This window comes from Rahnella sp. PD4, from assembly GCF_049199325.1.
Classification (GTDB): domain Bacteria; phylum Pseudomonadota; class Gammaproteobacteria; order Enterobacterales; family Enterobacteriaceae; genus Rahnella; species Rahnella perminowiae.
The window spans coordinates 70,070-86,983 of sequence record NZ_JBLZQF010000001.1 but is presented as its reverse complement, the minus strand read 5'-3'; the positions used below and the strand labels follow the sequence as shown (position 1 = coordinate 86,983).

Annotated in this window: 13 protein-coding genes; 3 read left to right on the top strand and 10 right to left on the bottom strand. The window is 53.3% G+C overall.

Annotation, left to right across the window (positions count from 1 at the left end):
• Nucleotides 1-321 precede the first annotated feature (321 nt).
• From ACOZIO_RS00395 to ACOZIO_RS00380, 4 genes are all read right to left on the bottom strand, one after another.
• Nucleotides 322-2,748 (bottom strand): DUF3772 domain-containing protein, encoded by a 2,427-nt coding sequence (locus ACOZIO_RS00395; RefSeq protein ID WP_129951061.1) that lies wholly within the window; start codon nt 2,746-2,748, stop codon nt 322-324.
• A 109-nt stretch (nt 2,749-2,857) separates the two neighbouring features.
• The gene (locus ACOZIO_RS00390; protein WP_421594798.1) at nt 2,858-3,676 is read right to left on the bottom strand and encodes a hypothetical protein; all 819 of its coding nucleotides are present in this window, start codon (nt 3,674-3,676) and stop codon (nt 2,858-2,860) included.
• Between the two features lie 25 nt (nt 3,677-3,701).
• Entirely contained in the window at nt 3,702-5,363 is a 1,662-nt protein-coding gene (locus ACOZIO_RS00385; protein WP_421594797.1) for a multidrug ABC transporter permease/ATP-binding protein, read from the bottom strand.
• A 79-nt stretch (nt 5,364-5,442) separates the two neighbouring features.
• The gene (locus ACOZIO_RS00380) at nt 5,443-6,831 is read right to left on the bottom strand and encodes an MFS transporter (protein ID WP_421594796.1); all 1,389 of its coding nucleotides are present in this window, start codon (nt 6,829-6,831) and stop codon (nt 5,443-5,445) included.
• A gap of 171 nt (nt 6,832-7,002) precedes the next feature.
• Here ACOZIO_RS00380 and ACOZIO_RS00375 point away from each other — a divergent pair, with 171 nt between their 5' ends.
• Complete coding sequence (locus ACOZIO_RS00375; protein ID WP_129990840.1) at nt 7,003-7,938, top strand: LysR family transcriptional regulator; 936 nt, start codon at nt 7,003-7,005, stop codon at nt 7,936-7,938.
• On the opposite strand, the gene ACOZIO_RS00370 is transcribed toward ACOZIO_RS00375, so the two are convergent.
• A complete protein-coding gene (locus tag ACOZIO_RS00370) occupies nt 7,930-10,188 on the bottom strand; it encodes an FAD-dependent oxidoreductase (RefSeq protein WP_129951056.1) in 2,259 nt (752 codons plus the stop codon). The genes ACOZIO_RS00375 and ACOZIO_RS00370 overlap by 9 nt on opposite strands.
• Before the next feature lie 63 nt (nt 10,189-10,251).
• Between ACOZIO_RS00370 and ACOZIO_RS00365 the strand changes: the two genes are divergently transcribed.
• On the top strand, nt 10,252-10,947 hold the full coding sequence (locus tag ACOZIO_RS00365) for an IclR family transcriptional regulator domain-containing protein (RefSeq protein WP_129951055.1): 696 nt from the start codon (nt 10,252-10,254) through the stop codon (nt 10,945-10,947).
• Here the strand turns inward: ACOZIO_RS00365 and ACOZIO_RS00360 are convergent.
• Nucleotides 10,916-12,253 (bottom strand): MFS transporter, encoded by a 1,338-nt coding sequence (locus tag ACOZIO_RS00360; protein ID WP_129951054.1) that lies wholly within the window; start codon nt 12,251-12,253, stop codon nt 10,916-10,918. The genes ACOZIO_RS00365 and ACOZIO_RS00360 overlap by 32 nt on opposite strands.
• 239 nt (nt 12,254-12,492) lie before the next feature.
• Between ACOZIO_RS00360 and ACOZIO_RS00355 the strand changes: the two genes are divergently transcribed.
• Complete coding sequence (locus ACOZIO_RS00355) at nt 12,493-13,779, top strand: DUF445 domain-containing protein (protein WP_129951053.1); 1,287 nt, start codon at nt 12,493-12,495, stop codon at nt 13,777-13,779.
• Between the two features lie 50 nt (nt 13,780-13,829).
• On the opposite strand, the gene ACOZIO_RS00350 is transcribed toward ACOZIO_RS00355, so the two are convergent.
• Genes ACOZIO_RS00350 through ACOZIO_RS00335 form a run of 4 tightly spaced genes read right to left on the bottom strand, consistent with a single transcriptional unit; the run spans nt 13,830 to nt 16,914 of the window.
• On the bottom strand, nt 13,830-15,203 hold the full coding sequence (locus ACOZIO_RS00350; protein ID WP_421594795.1) for a hypothetical protein: 1,374 nt from the start codon (nt 15,201-15,203) through the stop codon (nt 13,830-13,832).
• On the bottom strand, nt 15,200-15,460 hold the full coding sequence (locus ACOZIO_RS00345; RefSeq protein ID WP_129951051.1) for a PAAR domain-containing protein: 261 nt from the start codon (nt 15,458-15,460) through the stop codon (nt 15,200-15,202). Before ACOZIO_RS00345 ends, ACOZIO_RS00350 begins: the two co-directional genes overlap by 4 nt.
• A 1-nt stretch (nt 15,461) precedes the next feature.
• Complete coding sequence (locus ACOZIO_RS00340; protein ID WP_421594794.1) at nt 15,462-16,205, bottom strand: T6SS immunity protein Tli3 family protein; 744 nt, start codon at nt 16,203-16,205, stop codon at nt 15,462-15,464.
• A 13-nt stretch (nt 16,206-16,218) separates the two neighbouring features.
• A complete protein-coding gene (locus ACOZIO_RS00335) occupies nt 16,219-16,914 on the bottom strand; it encodes a T6SS immunity protein Tli3 family protein (protein WP_129951049.1) in 696 nt (231 codons plus the stop codon).

The window sequence follows — 16,914 nt, the reverse complement described above, 5'->3', positions numbered from 1 at the left end:
GTTGTGAAGTAGAAGCCTGAGGCCGGTTCCAAAATCACGCCGGATGAGAGGTGGAAAACCGCGTGTCTTTATTACGCGGGTTGTAACCCGAAGGGAGGGAACCGCGCAGCGGCGGGATTTTGCGGCTATCGCTGTGATGCCTGAAACATAGCCAGCAAGCGGAGCGCGCAGTGAAAGAGCCGGAGATTCTTAAGAGGCGCGGCGATAGGCGCCTCTTAAGGCCAGTTTGGGTGGCAACCCAAGGTTTTGTCGGTGTGGGCCGACGCCCACGACCTTGAAGTTGAAGTTAAAACGGCGTGTGGGACCGTAATCCCACACATATCATTCTTCTGCCGGAACGACCCGATCATTCGTTTTCTCAAGGATCATCGTCTGCGTCTGACTCAGACTGATCCCCGCTGCCCGCAGCATTTTGAGGATTTCGTACAGCAAATCACTGCGCGTAGCGCTGACCATGCGCGGACTGTTCACGTAGCCGGTCACACTCAGCACGATCCCGGTCGGGCCGAGTTCTTTAAAACTGACCGATGGCGCAGGCGCTTCCAGAATGGATTCATGCAGATTGTAGGCTTCCAGTAATAAGGTGCGTACCTGTTCAGGGTCGATATCCAGCGGGAACGTCAGCGTGATGGTCGCCACGCCCTGCGCATTACCCATGGTGGCGTTGCGTACGTTCTGTGAAATCAGCTGTGAGTTCGGCACAATCACCGTTGATTTATCACCGAGCTGAATTTCCGTAGCACGCACATTGATGCGACGGATATCCCCTTCCACACCGCTGATGCTGATCAAATCCCCGACTTTTACCGGACGCTCGGTCAGCAGGATCAGACCGGAGATAAAGTTCTTCACAATCTCCTGTAAACCAAAACCGATACCGACCGACAAGGCGCTGACGATCCACGCCAGTTTATTCCATTCAATGCCCAGCGACGACAGCGTCAGCAGGATGATCAGCACGTAGCCGACGTTGGTGAACAGTGTCACCAGCGACGCACGCATACCACGATCCATCATGGTTTTGGGCAGGAAATCGTTATCCAGCCAGCGGCGTGCCGAGCGCAAAATATACCAGCCGATCACCAGACACAGCACTGCGTTGACCGCATGCGCCGGAATGATGTTCATGCTTTCGAGACCTTTTCCGCCCCAGATATCGACGATTTTGGCCAGCAGTTCCAGCGGGGTTGTCGTCCCGAAAGTCCCGTTAAGCAGCGCGACGGCGGCCATCAGCAGCAGTGCGGTTTTGCCGATTGCCGAGAATAAGGTTGCGGCCAGGGACAGATGACGGTCATTAACGCTCAGCGTGCCTTTCAGGATTTTGCCGCTGTGTGTTGTCGGAGAAAACAGGCTTTCGCACAGGTCAACCACAAAATGGATCAGCAGATACAGGCAACTGACCACCAGACCTATCCACAACAGTTCAAAGGTCACAAAACGGGCCAGCGGAATATAGCCAATCAGCAGCGCCATCAGAATGACAAATGCCGTCAGGCTTATTACCAGGTGGATAAGCCCGGCCAGCGTGGAGCGTGCTTCGGTCTGCTCGCCTTCGGCCTTCATCTTGCGACGCATACGGTTGATACGCACCGGCGCGATCAGGCAGTTGAGCGCCACAAGTAACGCCGCCAGCCCGTTGCCAAATAACGTTGCCGAAACGCTGGCACCGACCAGATTGTTTAGCTGTTCAATAATGCCGAACAGGAAGATAAAGGTCGCCAGCAGGATCGGGAACGACGCCAGTGTTTTGGCCAGCGGATCAGCAATGCCCGGCAAACGCCATGACGGATGATTGTTGGAAAGTAACGCAATGCCCAGGCCTGCGATCACGGCGGAGAAATAGGTCAGCTCGACCAGTTGTTCAGCGAACTCTGTCACCCACGGTGAGGTATCCGGCAGACGTGTGAAAATATACCCGAGCAACTGAACACTGATGCCGAGCGTCAGCGTGGTGCTCAGCGTAGTGAAACAAGCCAGGAAACTGCGACGAAAACGCCCTTGCGGTAACCAGCGCGGCAGGATCCAGTTTATCGGTCTGTCGAGTACGCGACGCCCCGCCAGACCAATCGCCAGCGCCAGTAACAGGTAAATCGCGGTGCCGATGCGCCAGTCATCACTCCACGCCTGCGCCCAGGCGTCCTTAACCTGCGAACCGAAATCATCAAAACGCGCCGCATCGTCAGCGTTTGGCGTAATGAGCGGTGTCCAGAAATTGCCACCGAGAATGCTACCGGTATTGAGCGCAATCTGCGTTTTCAGCGCATCGCGACGTAATCCGGCGATTTGCGAAGACAGGTTTTGCGCGCCAACGGAGATGGCTTTGGTCTGCTCAATTTGCGTAGTCAGCAGCGTTTTGCTGTTGTTGAGCTTATTACGCTGGCTGATCACCTGCGGCGTTTCAGTGATGGTACCCGGCGCAGGTGCCGGACCCAGCACGTCGAGCTGCGCCTGTACCTGCGCCAGTTCCGGTGTCAGCGCGGCCGTCAGCTTGTCGGCATCTTCGGCCAGTTTCTGCGCTGCATCAGTCAGTCCGGTAAATTTCTTATCGGTTTTTGCCGAAGAGACCTGCTGTTTAAGCTGATCCAGACGCTTTTGTAATGCCGGCAGCGCAATCGTGGCGTTAACTTTAACCGGTTGTTCCGCCGTGGCGGGCTGGCCTGTACTTTCGTCGGCCTGGCTCAGCACCGGCGTTATCAGCAGACATGACAACAATGCCAGCAATAACGGCACTCTTAACATTTTTTGCATAGAAGGATGATTCCGGGAGTTCAGGAAATTATTGTTTGAAAAATCCGGCTAAGAATACGCTTTCTCAGCCGGAAAAATAGCGTTTAACTCTCTGAAAAGAGCCTGGGATTTAGTTGTTTTTACCTAACATCACTCTGAGTATAGCCGCAGACTCTGCAGGCCTGAGCGCCAGGATACCGGAATAGAGGCTGACAGAGATTTCACACACTTTTTCGCGATCGACATCCGGCTGGGTCAGATCATTGAACATCTGTAACTGCTCGCCGTACATACTGGCCAGCGCCTCACGCACCGGTGCCATCATCTGCACCACTTTCTCCGTGCTTACAGGTGCTGGCATAGCAGTTTGCCCGCTGCCGGTTGCCAGCAGTAAATCATTCATGGTGTCGAGATCTTTGCGGAACAGTTCCGGCGGCAGCACCTGCGCGGTGTTCACACCGCCGCTGACTTGTGGATAAAGAAATTTAAAACAGCTGCCGTCTTTGCGCGCCTGCAGGGTCTGCATTTCTTCCAGATTCACCTGCATCGCCTGGTTCACATTGGCGTCCGGTGCATGGCTGATACGCTGCGAGAGCAGCGCTGACACCATCGGTTTAACGGTATCAATGGCTTCCTGCTGCGGTTTTCCTTCTTTCTTCATCGTCAGAATATGACTGCGGATCTGCGCATACAGGGCCGGTTCCTGCATTCTGATGGTGTTATACAACGGCAATGCAGCCAGCGCCTGATCAATTTTCTGCTCTTCGCTGTTGCCTGCCAGACGCGGCTTGATCACACCGCCCCACAACAGGTTGCCACCGATGATCAGCACCAGAAATAAGGTCACCGCAGGTACCCGGCCAATTTTGCCTTTTTTGTGTAATGCGCCAATCAGCGATCCCATCACTGCGCCACTGATGCCCCACACCATCACTTCATTCCAGTTCATTTTCCATTGCCTTCAGTAAAAAAATTTAGTGACTTCCAATCTGTGCGACCGCATCACGACTGGCATCAATACGTGCCTGTCCGTGCAGTTCGTGTAATTTGCCCTGTCGCATCTCCAGGAGTCGATCGGCGTGTTCAAAATAGTGATCATCATGGCTGATTGCCAGCACGGTTTTACCCATGTCACGCAATTGTGGCAACAGCTCACGGTAGAACGTACGGCGGAACTGCGGATCCTGATCGGCAGCCCACTCGTCGAGCAACAGGAAATCTCGCCCTTCGGCTGCCGCCAGCAACAGCGCCACACGCTTACGCTGTCCGGCAGACAGTTGCAGGTTAGTCACCTCATGGCCGCTGAACTGAAGTTTTTCTTTCATTTTCAGGCGTTGTAGCCAGTCTTCCACCAGCAGCGGATCAGGCTTCTGCCCCTGCGGACCCAGCAACTGACCGAAGAGGTGGAAATCAGTGAACACCGCCGAGAAAATCTGCCGGTATTGTTCGGCGTTTTCAGCAGTGACCGGCACGCCGTCAAGCAGGATTTGCCCGGAACGCGGCTGATACAAACCGGTCAGCAGCATCGCCATCGTCGATTTACCGCTGCCGTTGCCGCCAATCAGGAACACCAGTTCGCCACGGGTGAGTATCAGGTTCAGCGGACCTACGCCAAAACCTTCGCCTTCTTCTTTGCCGGCGTAACTGAACGTCAGGTCGCGCAGTTCAAGGATGTGCCATTTTCCGCTGGCCAGGGCAGGTGTAAAGGCTTCTTTATACTCTGCCAGTTTAAGCGCTTTCAGTTTATCGAAAGCCACCTGCGCGCTGAGCAGCGTCGGCAATGCGCCTACTGCCTGTAACATCGGCGTACGCAGGAACAACAGCGTCAGGGAATAGGTCGCGGCAACGTCGGTATCCGACCAGCCCAGCGTGTTCGCCATGAAGAACACCAGGCCAATCGCGCCAAGCATCATAATATTGGACCAGTTCACGGCGCTGAGGTGGAAGGTATCAGCGCGGATAATGTGATGCCGGTACTCCTGCGCATCTTTACGGTACACATCATCAAACAAATGACGGGCGCGCTCGCGGTTCAGCGCCAGTTCCCTGCGCCCTTCAATCACTTTCTGATAATCGCTTTGCAGCTTGTCTTCAGCATCGCGCACTTTCGCCAGATGGCGATAAACATGTGATACCAGTTTGAAACCCCCGAAAATGGTGATCAGCAGCCAGATCACCGTCACCAGCAGCATTTCCGGCGACAACCACGCCAGATAACCGGCGCAGCCAAGGGTCAGAATAATCCCCTGCACCAGCTCCGGTAAGCGCACAAACGCCAGCGTGATATTACGGATGTCGCTGCCGAGGCTGGCAAGCAGTTGCGCATTGCCGATTTGCTCAATGCGTTCGATATCAGTATCAAGGATACGTTTAATGAACTGGCCGCGCAGACGGTAAATGAAATGATGACCCAGCACAGTCAGTGCCAGCTGTGAGCCCAGCGTGACGGCCATCAGCAGCAGCAGTAATCCGAGGAATTGCGGAAGAACACTCAGGGAGCCTTGTGTGGTTTCAATCAGCTTGAGATTGATAAACGCGATCAGCCCGATACCCAGAACGGCGCTGAGCAGGCTCAGCGCCATAACGCCTAAAAACGGCCAGCGATATTGCTTAAAGACAACACGTAACAACTCCATGAATTTTTCTCATTCTGAATGCAGGGAAATAATGCTGCACGCAGTTTAATGACACGCATTGCCATATCAAGAACAATTCTCATTTTACCCGCGTATCCTGACGGATCACCATGCGCTCGAACTTGCCGGCAACCACCAGATAGCCAAACATGCCCAGCAAACCGTGCGCACCGACAAACCACAGCGCGAGGTTAAAGGAGCCGGTTACCGCGACGATATAACCGATCACGACAGGGGTAATAATCCCGGCAACGTTGCCCAGGCAGTTAAACACCCCGCCGCTCAGGCCGATCATTTTCTCCGGTGCGGTATCCGACATCACCGCCCAGCCGATGGCCGATAAGCCTTTGCCGAAAAATGCCAGCGTCATCAGCGCAATCACCGCCGCATCAGTGGTGACAAAATTGGCCATGGCCAGCATCGCCGCGAAGAACATCCCGAGCACAAACGGCGTTTTACGCGCTTTCGACGGGCTGACACCGCGGCGGATCATATAATCTGACATTACGCCACCGAGTACACCGCCTGTAAAACCACAGATGGCCGGTAACGCCACCACCCATCCGGCTTCCATGACCGTCATCCCCCGCCCTTTGATCAGGTAAATCGGGAACCAGGTCATAAAGAAGTAACTCATCGAGGTGATGCAGTACTGGCCGATATAAATGCCCCACAGCGTCCGGCTCTGGAAGAGTTGCATCACTTCACGCAAGGTGAATCGCTGACGTGAGGCTCGGCGGTTCAGTTCCAGATCAACCAGCGCACCGTTGGCGCGGATGTGTTCGAGTTCGGCTGGTTTAATGTGCGGACTGCTGTGTGGCTCTTTGTACAATACGAACCAGAGGATCCCGGCAATCAGCCCGACGCAGCCCATCCACAGGAACACATGTTCCCAGCCCAGCGCGTGGGTCAGCCACGCCATGATCGGCGTAAACACGCCGATCGCCATGTATTGTGCGGAATTAAACAGTGAAGTGGCGGTGCCGCGTTCGTTGGTCGGGAACCAGCAGGCGACGATGCGCGCATTGGCAGGAAACGCCGGCGACTCCACCAGCCCGAGCATGAAGCGCAGGAAAAACAGCATGATTGCCGCCGAAATCCCGCTGACCCCGAACCAGCCCACCGTGCCCTGCAACAAAGTAAACACGGACCAGAACACCAGACTGCAACCATACACCCGCCGTGCGCCGTATTTATCCAGCAGCCAGCCACCGGGAATTTGCCCGATCATATACGCCCAGGCGAACGCCGAAAAAACCATGCCGAGCATGACCGGATCCAGATTCAGCACCCGCGAGACTTCGGTACCGGCAATCGACAGCGTGGCACGGTCGGCGTAGTTAATCACCGTGATGGCAAAAATCATCCCGAGAACCACGTAACGGAAATGACCCGGTTTTGCCGCTTCAGCCGCTGACTCACGGATGACCGGCTTTGCGTTATCTGACACATCTGTAGGGGACGTCATATTTTCTCTCCAGACTTATGATTGCATTCCCTGCTTTTTGTGACCGGATGCACAGTTTTTGGCGTTTCGGCCACGCCATTTAGATCTAAAAAATCCAAATTAATTAACAGAGTAGAAACATTTGACGATACGGTCTAAGTTAAAAAGACAATGGAACAAGTCAAAAATTGAATGATTGAATTAAACCAGTTGCGCTGTTTTGTAGCGGTCGCGGAGGAATTACATTTCGGCCGGGCGGCAAAAAGATTGTTCATGACGCAGCCACCGCTGAGCCGTCAGATCCAGTTACTCGAGCATGCGTTGGGTGCGCGTTTGCTCGAACGGACCAACCGGCACGTCAGCCTGACGGCCTCGGGCAAGACATTTTTGCGCGATGCAAAACTGATCCTCGAATTTACCGGGCAGGCACAGGAGACGGTAAAACGGGTTGAAAAAGGAGAAATTGGCCGGCTGACGTTGGGATTCACAGCGGTCAGTGGTTACTGGCAGATCCCGCAGATTATTGCGCTGGCTGCAAAGGAATTACCTGAAATCACGCTGGTGATGAAGGAAATGGTGTCGTCAGCGCAGCTTCAGGCACTGGCGGCACGCACGCTGGATATCGGCTTTGTGCGCCAGCCTGTGGCGTTATTTCCGCTGGCCTATCACTGCGTGCTGCGCGAGCCATTATGCGTTGCGCTGCCTGCCTCATCCGCACTGACCGCAAAACCGCGCATCCGTCTGCGTGACTTCGCCGGACAGCCATTCATTATGTACTCCGCCAGCGAAGGTAAATATTTTTACGACTGTATCGCCGGGCTGTTTGCGCAGGCTAATGTCGTGCCACATTACGTTCAACATTGCAGCCAGACCCATACCATTCTCGGGCTGGTGCGCGCCGGTGTCGGGCTGGCGATTGTGCCGGAAAGTGCCCGCCAGCTGGCCTTTTCAGGCATCGAATTCCGCCCGCTCAGCCACCCGGACGCCTTCGCTGAAATCCATATGGCGTGGCGTCAGGATGGTGAAACCCCCGCGCTGCTGGCGTTCAGACAAATGGTGACAGCACATAGCGCGGCGCAGAATATACCTGCGCCGCGGCGTAAGCCCCGTGCTCAAAAATCAGCGTAAATTAAGCGAATACAGCGCCGGCACACCGCCTGCGGTGCTGACGATGTCAAGACGGATCCGGCGGACAGACCGGCCGGACGGGACACTATGCTCACAGACTGAGTGCCGGTTACCCGTCACTTCCGCCAGCAACTCATCGTCTGCCCACAGGCGGTAATGCGTCACGCAATGCGGCGTCACCGCCAGCGCATGCCCCATCTGCACGCTTTCCATCGCATTATCAAAATCGTTATCAAATATCAGCGTCAGCGCCTGTATCTTCTGCGGCGTTTCCCAGTGCCAGCATACGGAAGGCGCAGGATCATTCAGGTCAGGCACCCAGGCGTTTGTTTGCTGCTCCGGACGCAGACGGCCATTTAGCAGATTACCGGCAGCGTAACAACGCAGCGCAGGCTGGCAGCGCAGTGCCGGGAGGATCTGATTCGGGTGGCGGCGCGGCAGCCAGAAATCAAACTCATCCACACCATAATCGCCGTCTGCAATCTGCCGCGTGTGTTTTGCCACGCGTGCATTCAGGCTGTTGAAAACGGTCATGATGCCGGGCAGAAGTTTCCCGCTCAGGGCGATATCCACCTGTTTATTGCTTTCAAAAGCGATAAACAGGTATTCGTCGCGCAGGCTCTGATGAGTAAATTTCACCGTATATTCCCCCTGACCGCTGACCTGAATTTCGCACGCATCCAGCGGGGTATCCGCCGTGAAATTCCCCACACGCGCTGATCCCAGCAGGCTGACTTTCAGCGGCTGCGGCGACGTGGAACGCAACGTAAAATGCATTACCGGCAGCGTTTCCCCGGCTTTCAGCGGCAGAAGCAATGCCATCCGCGCGTCAAGGGACGTCCATTCCCCGCTGGCGGCAAGTTCACGCAGTAACAGTTCGCTGCTGACCGAGACATGCGCGCCCTGTGCCGGGTCTTCCAGCCACTGGCGCGGAATATAACAACCGGTCTGTTGCAGATGCTGTTGCAGCACGCCGATGCGGTTTTTCTCCGCCAGTTGCGGCGCATTCAGTTGCCCGCGATGGCACAGTGCAGCGGCGCGACCGGCCACTTCGCCCAGTAAACCGCAGGTACACATCACCCGCGCACTGCCAAACGCCACATGGGAAGCCGAGATCAGCCGTCCGGTGAGAAACAGGTTTTCCAGCGAGCGGCTGTACAGGCTGCGGTAAGGGATGGTGTAAGTGCCTTTGCTGTGAAACTGGCGACAGCCGTCATGTTTGCTGTAAACGCCATCAGCGGGATGCAAATCGATCGACCAGCCACCGTAAGCCACCGCGTCATAGTGGTCGCGCTGTTCAATAATGTCCTGCTGGCAAAGGATATGGTCGCCGACAAACCGGCGGCTTTCGCGTTTGCCGGGAATGGCGCCGACCCATTCGATGGTCATGCAGGCGGCTTCCGGAAACTGGCCGGAGTTTTTAATGTGATCCCACACGCCCCAAACTATTTTCCACAGCTCCCATTTGATCTCTTCGCTGTCGTGGACGGTATCCAGCCGCCCGCCCCATTCCAGCCACCACAAATCACAACCGTTGAGCGTGGAGGTCAGACGGGTATAGCGCGGGATCTCTTCAATATTTTGCAGGGCAAAAGACGGCGGAACGAAATCCACCGGCGCCCCGCCTTTTTTGGTGTAGAAATAGATCGAGTGCCCGAGCTTATGACCGAAGTTATCACCCGGTGCCATTTTTTCACCGAATTCGCCGGGATCTTCCGCACCAACACGGTATTCCGCTCCGGCCAGATGCCCGAGCACGCCGTCACCGGTCGCATCGCAAAACTGTGTGGCGCTGATGTTGTAGAAGGTTTCGTTGATGGCGTTAAAACCTTTCACCCGTATGATTTTTCTCCCTTCAGTTTCCACCTCAAACAGGGCGGTATTGAGCAACAATGTCAGGTTCGGCTCGCTTCTGGCCATATCCAGTAACACCAGATCAAACATCACCGGATTGCCTTCTTTGTTGCGGTAAAGGTTTTCCTCCATGATTTCGCCCATGATACCGCCCTCGCGTGCCCAGCGGTTGTTGTTGCCCATATGCGAGGTGGCGCCGTTCGCCCATAAGCGGACTTCGCTCGAGGCATTGCCGCCCAGCACCGGCCGGTCCTGAACCAGCACGACTTTCAGCCCGTCACGTGCAGCGGCCAGTGCAGCACACAGCCCGGCCAGACCGCCACCGGCGACCAGAAAATCAGTGTGCATCTGTTGTTGCGGAAATTCACGGGCACCGGTTTGCGGAAAAATTTGCATAAAGTTTGTTTCCTCTAAAACTGACGATAAAATCGTTTTACGTATTTTCATTTGAAGCGCGCCATGTCATCACAACCGAATCAAAGCCTTATCGACGGCATACGCTGTCTGCAATATCTGGTTTCCAGTGACCGTGCCATTGGCTGTCGCGAACTGGCACGCCTGATGGATATCAACGCGACCCGGGTGAACCGGCTGCTGATGACCATGGCGGCCATGGGGCTGACCCAGCAGGATGATCAGCGGCGCTATCTTCCCGGTCCGGGCATCCACGCCCTTGCCGCGCAATCTATCCGCGGCTCCGCACTGTTTTCGCAGGCTCTGCCGCTGCTTGAGCGCCACGCCCCTAAAGACATCGTGGTGGCAATGGGCGTGCTGTGGGAGGATCAGGTCACTTATATTTATCACTCTGAACCGGGTCTTCAGGTCAGTCAGGCACTGGCCGGTTTTCATATGCTGCCCGCATGGCAATCTGTGATTGGTATGTCGCTGCTTGCGGCTGAAAGTGATGACGCATTGCAGGCACGGTTCACACAGGAACAGTGGCAGACGATGGCACCTTATCTGGCGCAGCAGCGTGAGCAGGGTTATGTCGTCTGGCAGCATGACGACGGCGAGGTGTCGATGGCACAACCGCTGGGTGCACATAACGCCGCGCTGGCCTTCGCCGGCATGTGGAATACCGGTGAAGCTGACATCGCAACGCGCCTGACCGGCTTACGCCAGCTCACCGCGCAGCTCGTTCCTCATCCTGTGTAGGGTGTTCCGGGGGGTCAAGACTGATCCGCCCCACCACAAACAGGTAAGAACAGATCCCAAGCCCCGCCAGTACAGCAATAAACGCCAGCGCCGGGGCGAAGTTGTCTCCGCTTATCAACGCACCGATGGCAATCGGCACCACAATCGATGACAACGCGCCGGTAAAATTAAACACCCCACCCGCCAGCCCGATCAGGTGACGCGGCGCGAGTGCCGTGACGAATACCCAGGTGATGGTCGCCAGGCCGTTGCCAAAAAACGCCACCGACATAAAGACGATAATAAGCGTCGGATCATTGGTGTAATTCGCACCCAGAATGAACAGGGTCAGCGCCATACCCAAAATCACCGGTGCTTTACGGGCAAAACTGGCGCTGACGCCACGTTTGATTAACCGGTCAGAGACAAATCCCGCCAGCAACACGCCCACAAAAGCGGCCAGATAAGGTACCGAGGCGATATAGCCTGATTTGATGAAATCCATATGCCGGTACTGCACCAGATAGGTGGGGAACCAGGTGAGGAAAAACCAGAAGGTGGCTGAAATGGTGAACTGACCGAAATAAATGCCGGCCAGCTTGCGGCTGCGGAACATCAGCGCGAGGTCACTCCAGACAAATTTGCGCTTCGCCGCTTCCTGCCGGCTTTCAAGGATCGCGCCGCCGTCACGAATATGGTCAAGCTCTGCCTGAGAAACGCCTTTATGCTCCAGCGGTTCACGGTAAAGGCAATACCACACCAGCGCCCAGACCATGCCCGCCACACCGGTGATCAGAAACAACCCTCGCCAGCCGTAAAGATCCTGCACATGAAATAACACCGGCGTCATGCAGGCCAGTCCGACAAATTGCGCGGAAGAATAGATGCCGATGGCGCTGGCCCTTTCTTCTTCAGGAAACCAGCTGGAAATCACCCGGTTATTGGAAGGCATCACCGGTGCCTCAAATGCCCCGACGCCGAGACGCAGACCAATCAGTGCGCCAAAACTGCTGGCCACGGCATGCAGCGCGGTGATCAGTGACCAGAGAAACAATCCCACGCCATACACTACGCGGGCGCCAAAGCGGTCAATGATAAAGCCGCCGGGGATTTGCAATGCGGCATAAATCCAGCCAAATGCTGAAAATATCAGCCCCATCTGCAATGGTGTAAATTGTAATTCACCGGCCATTTGCGTGGCCGCCACCGACAGATTGGTTCTGTCCATGTAATTGATAATGATGTTGATAAACACCAGACCGAGCACCATAAAGCGTACGCGCCCGGTGCTTTTTGCCTTAACGCGGGTAAGTGGTTGTTCTGACATAAGAATGTTCTCTCATATTTATTCTCACGACCCGCCAGGCTGCGGCAGGATGACGTTCACTTATCTTTCAGTGTTTCTTTTATAGAAACATTCAGGTCTCCGCAAAGTGTTATCGTTCATTTTGTGATCTGCATTGGAGAACGGGCTGACCCTTTACGAAATTTTAGAACGCCGTTTCCGTTACTCACCGGCGCAAGAAAAAAGCTGACAGTCCGACGCACGCTTCCTAAACTGAGGTAATGGATAAAGAACAAGAACTTCACCGAAGTAAACGTAACGCGCTGGGGCTGCTGCTGGTGGCCGCTGCCCTGTTTATCATCACCCTTTTCCTGCCGCCCAACTTTTGGGTGTCCGGGCTGAAAGCCATTTCTGAGGCTGCGATGGTCGGTGCCATGGCCGACTGGTTTGCCGTCGTGGCGCTGTTTCGTCGCGTACCGGTGCCCTTCGTCGCCTCGCATACGGCGATCATCCCTAAAAACAAAGACAAAATTGCCGATAATCTGGCAGTGTTCGTGCAGGAGAAATTCCTTGCGCCCGCCACGCTTATTACGCTCATTCGCCAGCATGACCCGGCACGCATGCTGACCGACTGGCTGAACGCGCCGGACAACGCGCAGCGGTTTGCGAAATATGCCGTGAAGATGATCCGCGGATTTCTCGATGTCACGGACGATCAGCTCATCGCACAACTTATCCGCCGTGCGCTGTACCGTGTGATCGACAAAATTGACTTGTCAGCCTCGGTTGCCACCTTGCTGGAAAGTCTGACCAAAAATGGCCGCCATCAGGAACTGCTGGATCAGGCGATGGATCAGCTGGAAATTCTGCTGGCCAAAGACAGTACGCGACAGTTTATTTCCGCGCAGATTGTTGGCTGGATGAAACGCGAACATCCGCTGACCGCCAAATTGCTGCCCACCGGCTGGCTGGGACGCAACGGCGCGGATATGGTGTCCAATGCGGTAAATTCGGTGCTCGATGATATGGGCAACGACAAAACCCATGCCTTCCGCAAAGGCTTTGATCAGTCCGTTCAGCGCTTTATCTGGAAGTTACAAAATGACCCGGCCACCGCGCAGAAAGCGGAAGAGATCAAGCAATATCTGAAAGATGACGAGAAACTGAATATCTACGTATTGCAGTTATGGGGCGATATGCGCAACTGGCTGAAAGAAGATCTGGAAAGCGAGGATTCGCGGGTATTCGCTAAAGTCACCGAATCCGGGCAATGGCTGGGCAATGCGCTGGCGCAGGATGAAAAGCTGCGCCTCTCGCTGAATCAGCAGATGGAAAGTATTGCAGAGAAAGTCGCGCCGGAGTTCGCGCAATTCCTGACACGCCATATCAGTGACACGGTTAAAGGCTGGGATGCGCGTGATATGTCGCGCCAGATTGAGTTAAACATCGGCAAGGATTTACAGTTTATTCGCATCAACGGCACGCTGGTCGGCGCATTTATCGGGCTTATGCTGTATCTGTTGTCACAACTGCCGGTGGCTATTCCCTGGGTGATGGCGCGGATTTAAAAATTTACCCTCCGGAGAGCAAACGGGTCCTTTTTTCAGACCCGTTTATATTATTCTTGCGGATATTGCACATCATTTTCAGCAGATCTCACTGCAAATCGGGTAAGTAAAACGCCCAATACCGGGGTAATTAAAAAAATTATCGCGATAAATATGATGACTGACCATCCCTCTGGCACGCCGAAATAAACCCCCCAGCTAAAAACAAAAGCGACTATTGACATCACAAGGGCCGGAAAAGACCACAAAAGCGGCATAGCAACATAATCCCCTTCGGGGAGTTTTAACGCTGAAGGCTGTGTCGCCGATAATACCGTTAAAGCAGCTTTACCCTTTTCTGATGCAGCAATAAGCTGTGCTCCTTGCCCATACCTCGCAGCATCAGAAGCCACTGCCAGTGCAAGCCACCTGTAACCTGCGGTATATTCACCAAAAGCCAGTTCAAGATCGATTCTTTCCGCTGCCACTTTGCATTCGTTCAATGCATTCAGAAGTGGATATTTTTCTGTCTGTGCTAATCCGGTATGCCAAAGTATTTTGGGGGCAGTTGTTTGTTCACCTGCCAGATACACAGGTACCGAATCAGCAAGATCAGCGTCGCCGGTTAAAGGCTGGTAAAGATAAACAGGTTTGGGCTTTTCATTCACCGGATATTCTTTGCAAATAAATAAGGCTGTGGCACTTTCCATGCTGTTCACCGTTTCATCATTGTAGAGATCGGCAATAATAATTAAACGGCTATATTGCCATTGATTACCTGACTCTTCGATCATTGCTGCCAGCACGCTGTAATCCGGACATTCACAGAGCTGCGTTATTTCATTTTTAAATTTGAGACCATGTTCATCTAATACTCTGCGTAATTCTTCGGTTGTTGTATTATCACCTTCACGCAACCAATAGAATACCTCTACCTCAGGATATTTAATTATTTTATCCGCCAGAGTCTCAATAAGCTGATTAAAAATATACTGTGATTTCGTCACCTCAAATCTTTCCGCCATTTTTATCCTTAGCGGGGTTTTCGGCGCAAGGGGGAATTGCCCCTCTAATTTAAGCAATTGCACCGCAAGGTTATCTACAGGAGCGACGGAAGTGGATCCAACAATCACCAGGCGTCTCTGAGAAAACTTTTTCAGATAATATAAATCCCACTCCACGCACTGCCTTTTAACATCATAATAGTATCCCTCAACAGAGAGAAACATACCCGCATAGCATAAGCATGTTGTAATAATGACAAAAGGCACCACCACAGACTGGAGAAAAAATATGTCCTCAACGGGTTTATTGTCAGGCCAGGACAAAGCCCTTATCAATACCGCTACAACAATGACCACAATATATATCAGTAAGATAGGGAGCCAGGGGAAACGAAACTTTTCTCTCTTTTTAAGGGGTGGGTATAGTTTCCACTGACTCATTGACAGGCTCCGGCAATTTGCAGCGTGGTTTTAATTGCGCAACCACAGGCTGCCCTGCAATCATCGACAACAACGCCACGCCCGTTCATCGTCCAGGTTTCGCAACACTCTGTAATGGGAAATGTCCCTTTGTGTGCCAGACAAATGACCGTATCACCTTTGAGAGCAACGGCGATGCCCATAAACTGCGATCCGGAGGCCTGATTAACATATCCCCCGTTGACCAGAGGATCGTTCAAACGAATAACGCCTTTCATATTATTTCCCCGCATCCATATCGCAGCGCATGTGTTCCCATCCCAGGTAGTTCTTCACTTCAGGGACCTTATCGGGTAAGTCCTGCCAGTTGGTTTGCCCCCTGAGTGACGTTTGCCGCAGCTCATCTGCGGTAATATATAATGTCCCCCAGGACCAGCTACGAAAACCACCCGGCATCGCGACGGGTTTATAATCAGGACCTACGTCAATATTGATTGGCTTATCTGTATTCATTTCTGGTGCGTCAAAAGGTTGTGACGACATAAATATCCACTTCTTTTGCTTCTCGCGAGGATTGTTATAGGGTCTGGTCAGTAAATAACCCCGTTGATTAACGACGGTAAAAGATATCGTATTTTCCCTGTCAGGATGCACGGGTTGATTTGACCATTGCTTAAGGCGCCACTCTAAATTCTCAGGCGCAAATACCGCTATTTGCCAGGTTTTTCCATAGTCTTTCGATACAACAAATTCAGAAACATTCAATCCGGGAATGGCGATGTATTTTTCTGATGGATGAATAAATGGTTGGGTAAAAATCTGGTAAAATTGCTTAACAACTTCAGTATGAATCGTTTTTTGAGTATCGGTATACCAAAGCGCTCCGACACAATCCCACCCTTTTAATTCCAGATACCGGTGATCGTCAAAGCGATAAACCACCTGCGCCGGAGGCTCTTTTGCCTGCGCTGCGACCACCACCAGCGTCATCAATAATCCGCCTAAAACTTTTAGCCCTTTCATTACTTGCTCCCTTTTATTTCCCTGTATCCATATCGCAGCGCATATGATCCCATCCCTGATAGTTCTTCACTTCCGGGACGTTATCCGGCAAGTTCATCCATTCAGACCTGAATTGACTTTTTGATTCCTCCAGCCCTCTTTTGGTCATATACACCATGCCCCATGCCCATCCTGGAGCACGCGGTTCGATTTTGTGAAATGTGCCATCAGACGCCGTATAAGGAATACCTGGCCCGCCAGGAAGGATGCGCGGATCGTCAAATCCTCTGGACGACATATAGAGGCTTTTTTTAGTCAGTAAAAAACCCTGATCGTTAACGACGGTGAAAGAAATGACATCTTCTGACGGGGGTTGATTCATTTCGTCAGGTTCATTAGGACCTGGAGAAAACATAGCTGTACTCCATGTTTGCCCATAATCTTTAGACACTCTAAAACCTCCTGCACTCCATCCTGTTAGGGCAATATATCGCTCAGAGGGATGTACAAGTTTTCGGGTGAATATGCGATAAAACTGACCCACAGGATTTGAACGAACCCCCCTTTTAGTATCGATGTACCAAAGTTCGCCTTCGCAATTCCAGCCTTTAAGTTCCAGATACCGGTGATCGTCAAAGCGATAAACCACCTGCGTCGGAGGCTCTTTTGCCTGCGCTGCGACCACCACCAGCGTCATCAATAATCCGCCTAAAACTTTTAGCCCTTTCAT

Bases quoted from the DNA above. Each gene is read 5' to 3' on its own strand.
- ACOZIO_RS00395 (WP_129951061.1), bottom strand. From the start codon at position 2,748: ATGCAAAAAATGTTAAGAGTGCCGTTATTGCTGGCATTGTTGTCATGT.
- ACOZIO_RS00390 (WP_421594798.1), bottom strand. From the start codon at position 3,676: ATGAACTGGAATGAAGTGATGGTGTGGGGCATCAGTGGCGCAGTGATG.
- ACOZIO_RS00385 (WP_421594797.1), bottom strand. From the start codon at position 5,363: ATGGAGTTGTTACGTGTTGTCTTTAAGCAATATCGCTGGCCGTTTTTA.
- ACOZIO_RS00380 (WP_421594796.1), bottom strand. From the start codon at position 6,831: ATGACGTCCCCTACAGATGTGTCAGATAACGCAAAGCCGGTCATCCGT.
- ACOZIO_RS00375 (WP_129990840.1), top strand. From the start codon at position 7,003: ATGATTGAATTAAACCAGTTGCGCTGTTTTGTAGCGGTCGCGGAGGAA.
- ACOZIO_RS00370 (WP_129951056.1), bottom strand. From the start codon at position 10,188: ATGCAAATTTTTCCGCAAACCGGTGCCCGTGAATTTCCGCAACAACAG.
- ACOZIO_RS00365 (WP_129951055.1), top strand. From the start codon at position 10,252: ATGTCATCACAACCGAATCAAAGCCTTATCGACGGCATACGCTGTCTG.
- ACOZIO_RS00360 (WP_129951054.1), bottom strand. From the start codon at position 12,253: ATGTCAGAACAACCACTTACCCGCGTTAAGGCAAAAAGCACCGGGCGC.
- ACOZIO_RS00355 (WP_129951053.1), top strand. From the start codon at position 12,493: ATGGATAAAGAACAAGAACTTCACCGAAGTAAACGTAACGCGCTGGGG.
- ACOZIO_RS00350 (WP_421594795.1), bottom strand. From the start codon at position 15,203: ATGAGTCAGTGGAAACTATACCCACCCCTTAAAAAGAGAGAAAAGTTT.
- ACOZIO_RS00345 (WP_129951051.1), bottom strand. From the start codon at position 15,460: ATGAAAGGCGTTATTCGTTTGAACGATCCTCTGGTCAACGGGGGATAT.
- ACOZIO_RS00340 (WP_421594794.1), bottom strand. From the start codon at position 16,205: ATGAAAGGGCTAAAAGTTTTAGGCGGATTATTGATGACGCTGGTGGTG.
- ACOZIO_RS00335 (WP_129951049.1), bottom strand. From the start codon at position 16,914: ATGAAAGGGCTAAAAGTTTTAGGCGGATTATTGATGACGCTGGTGGTG.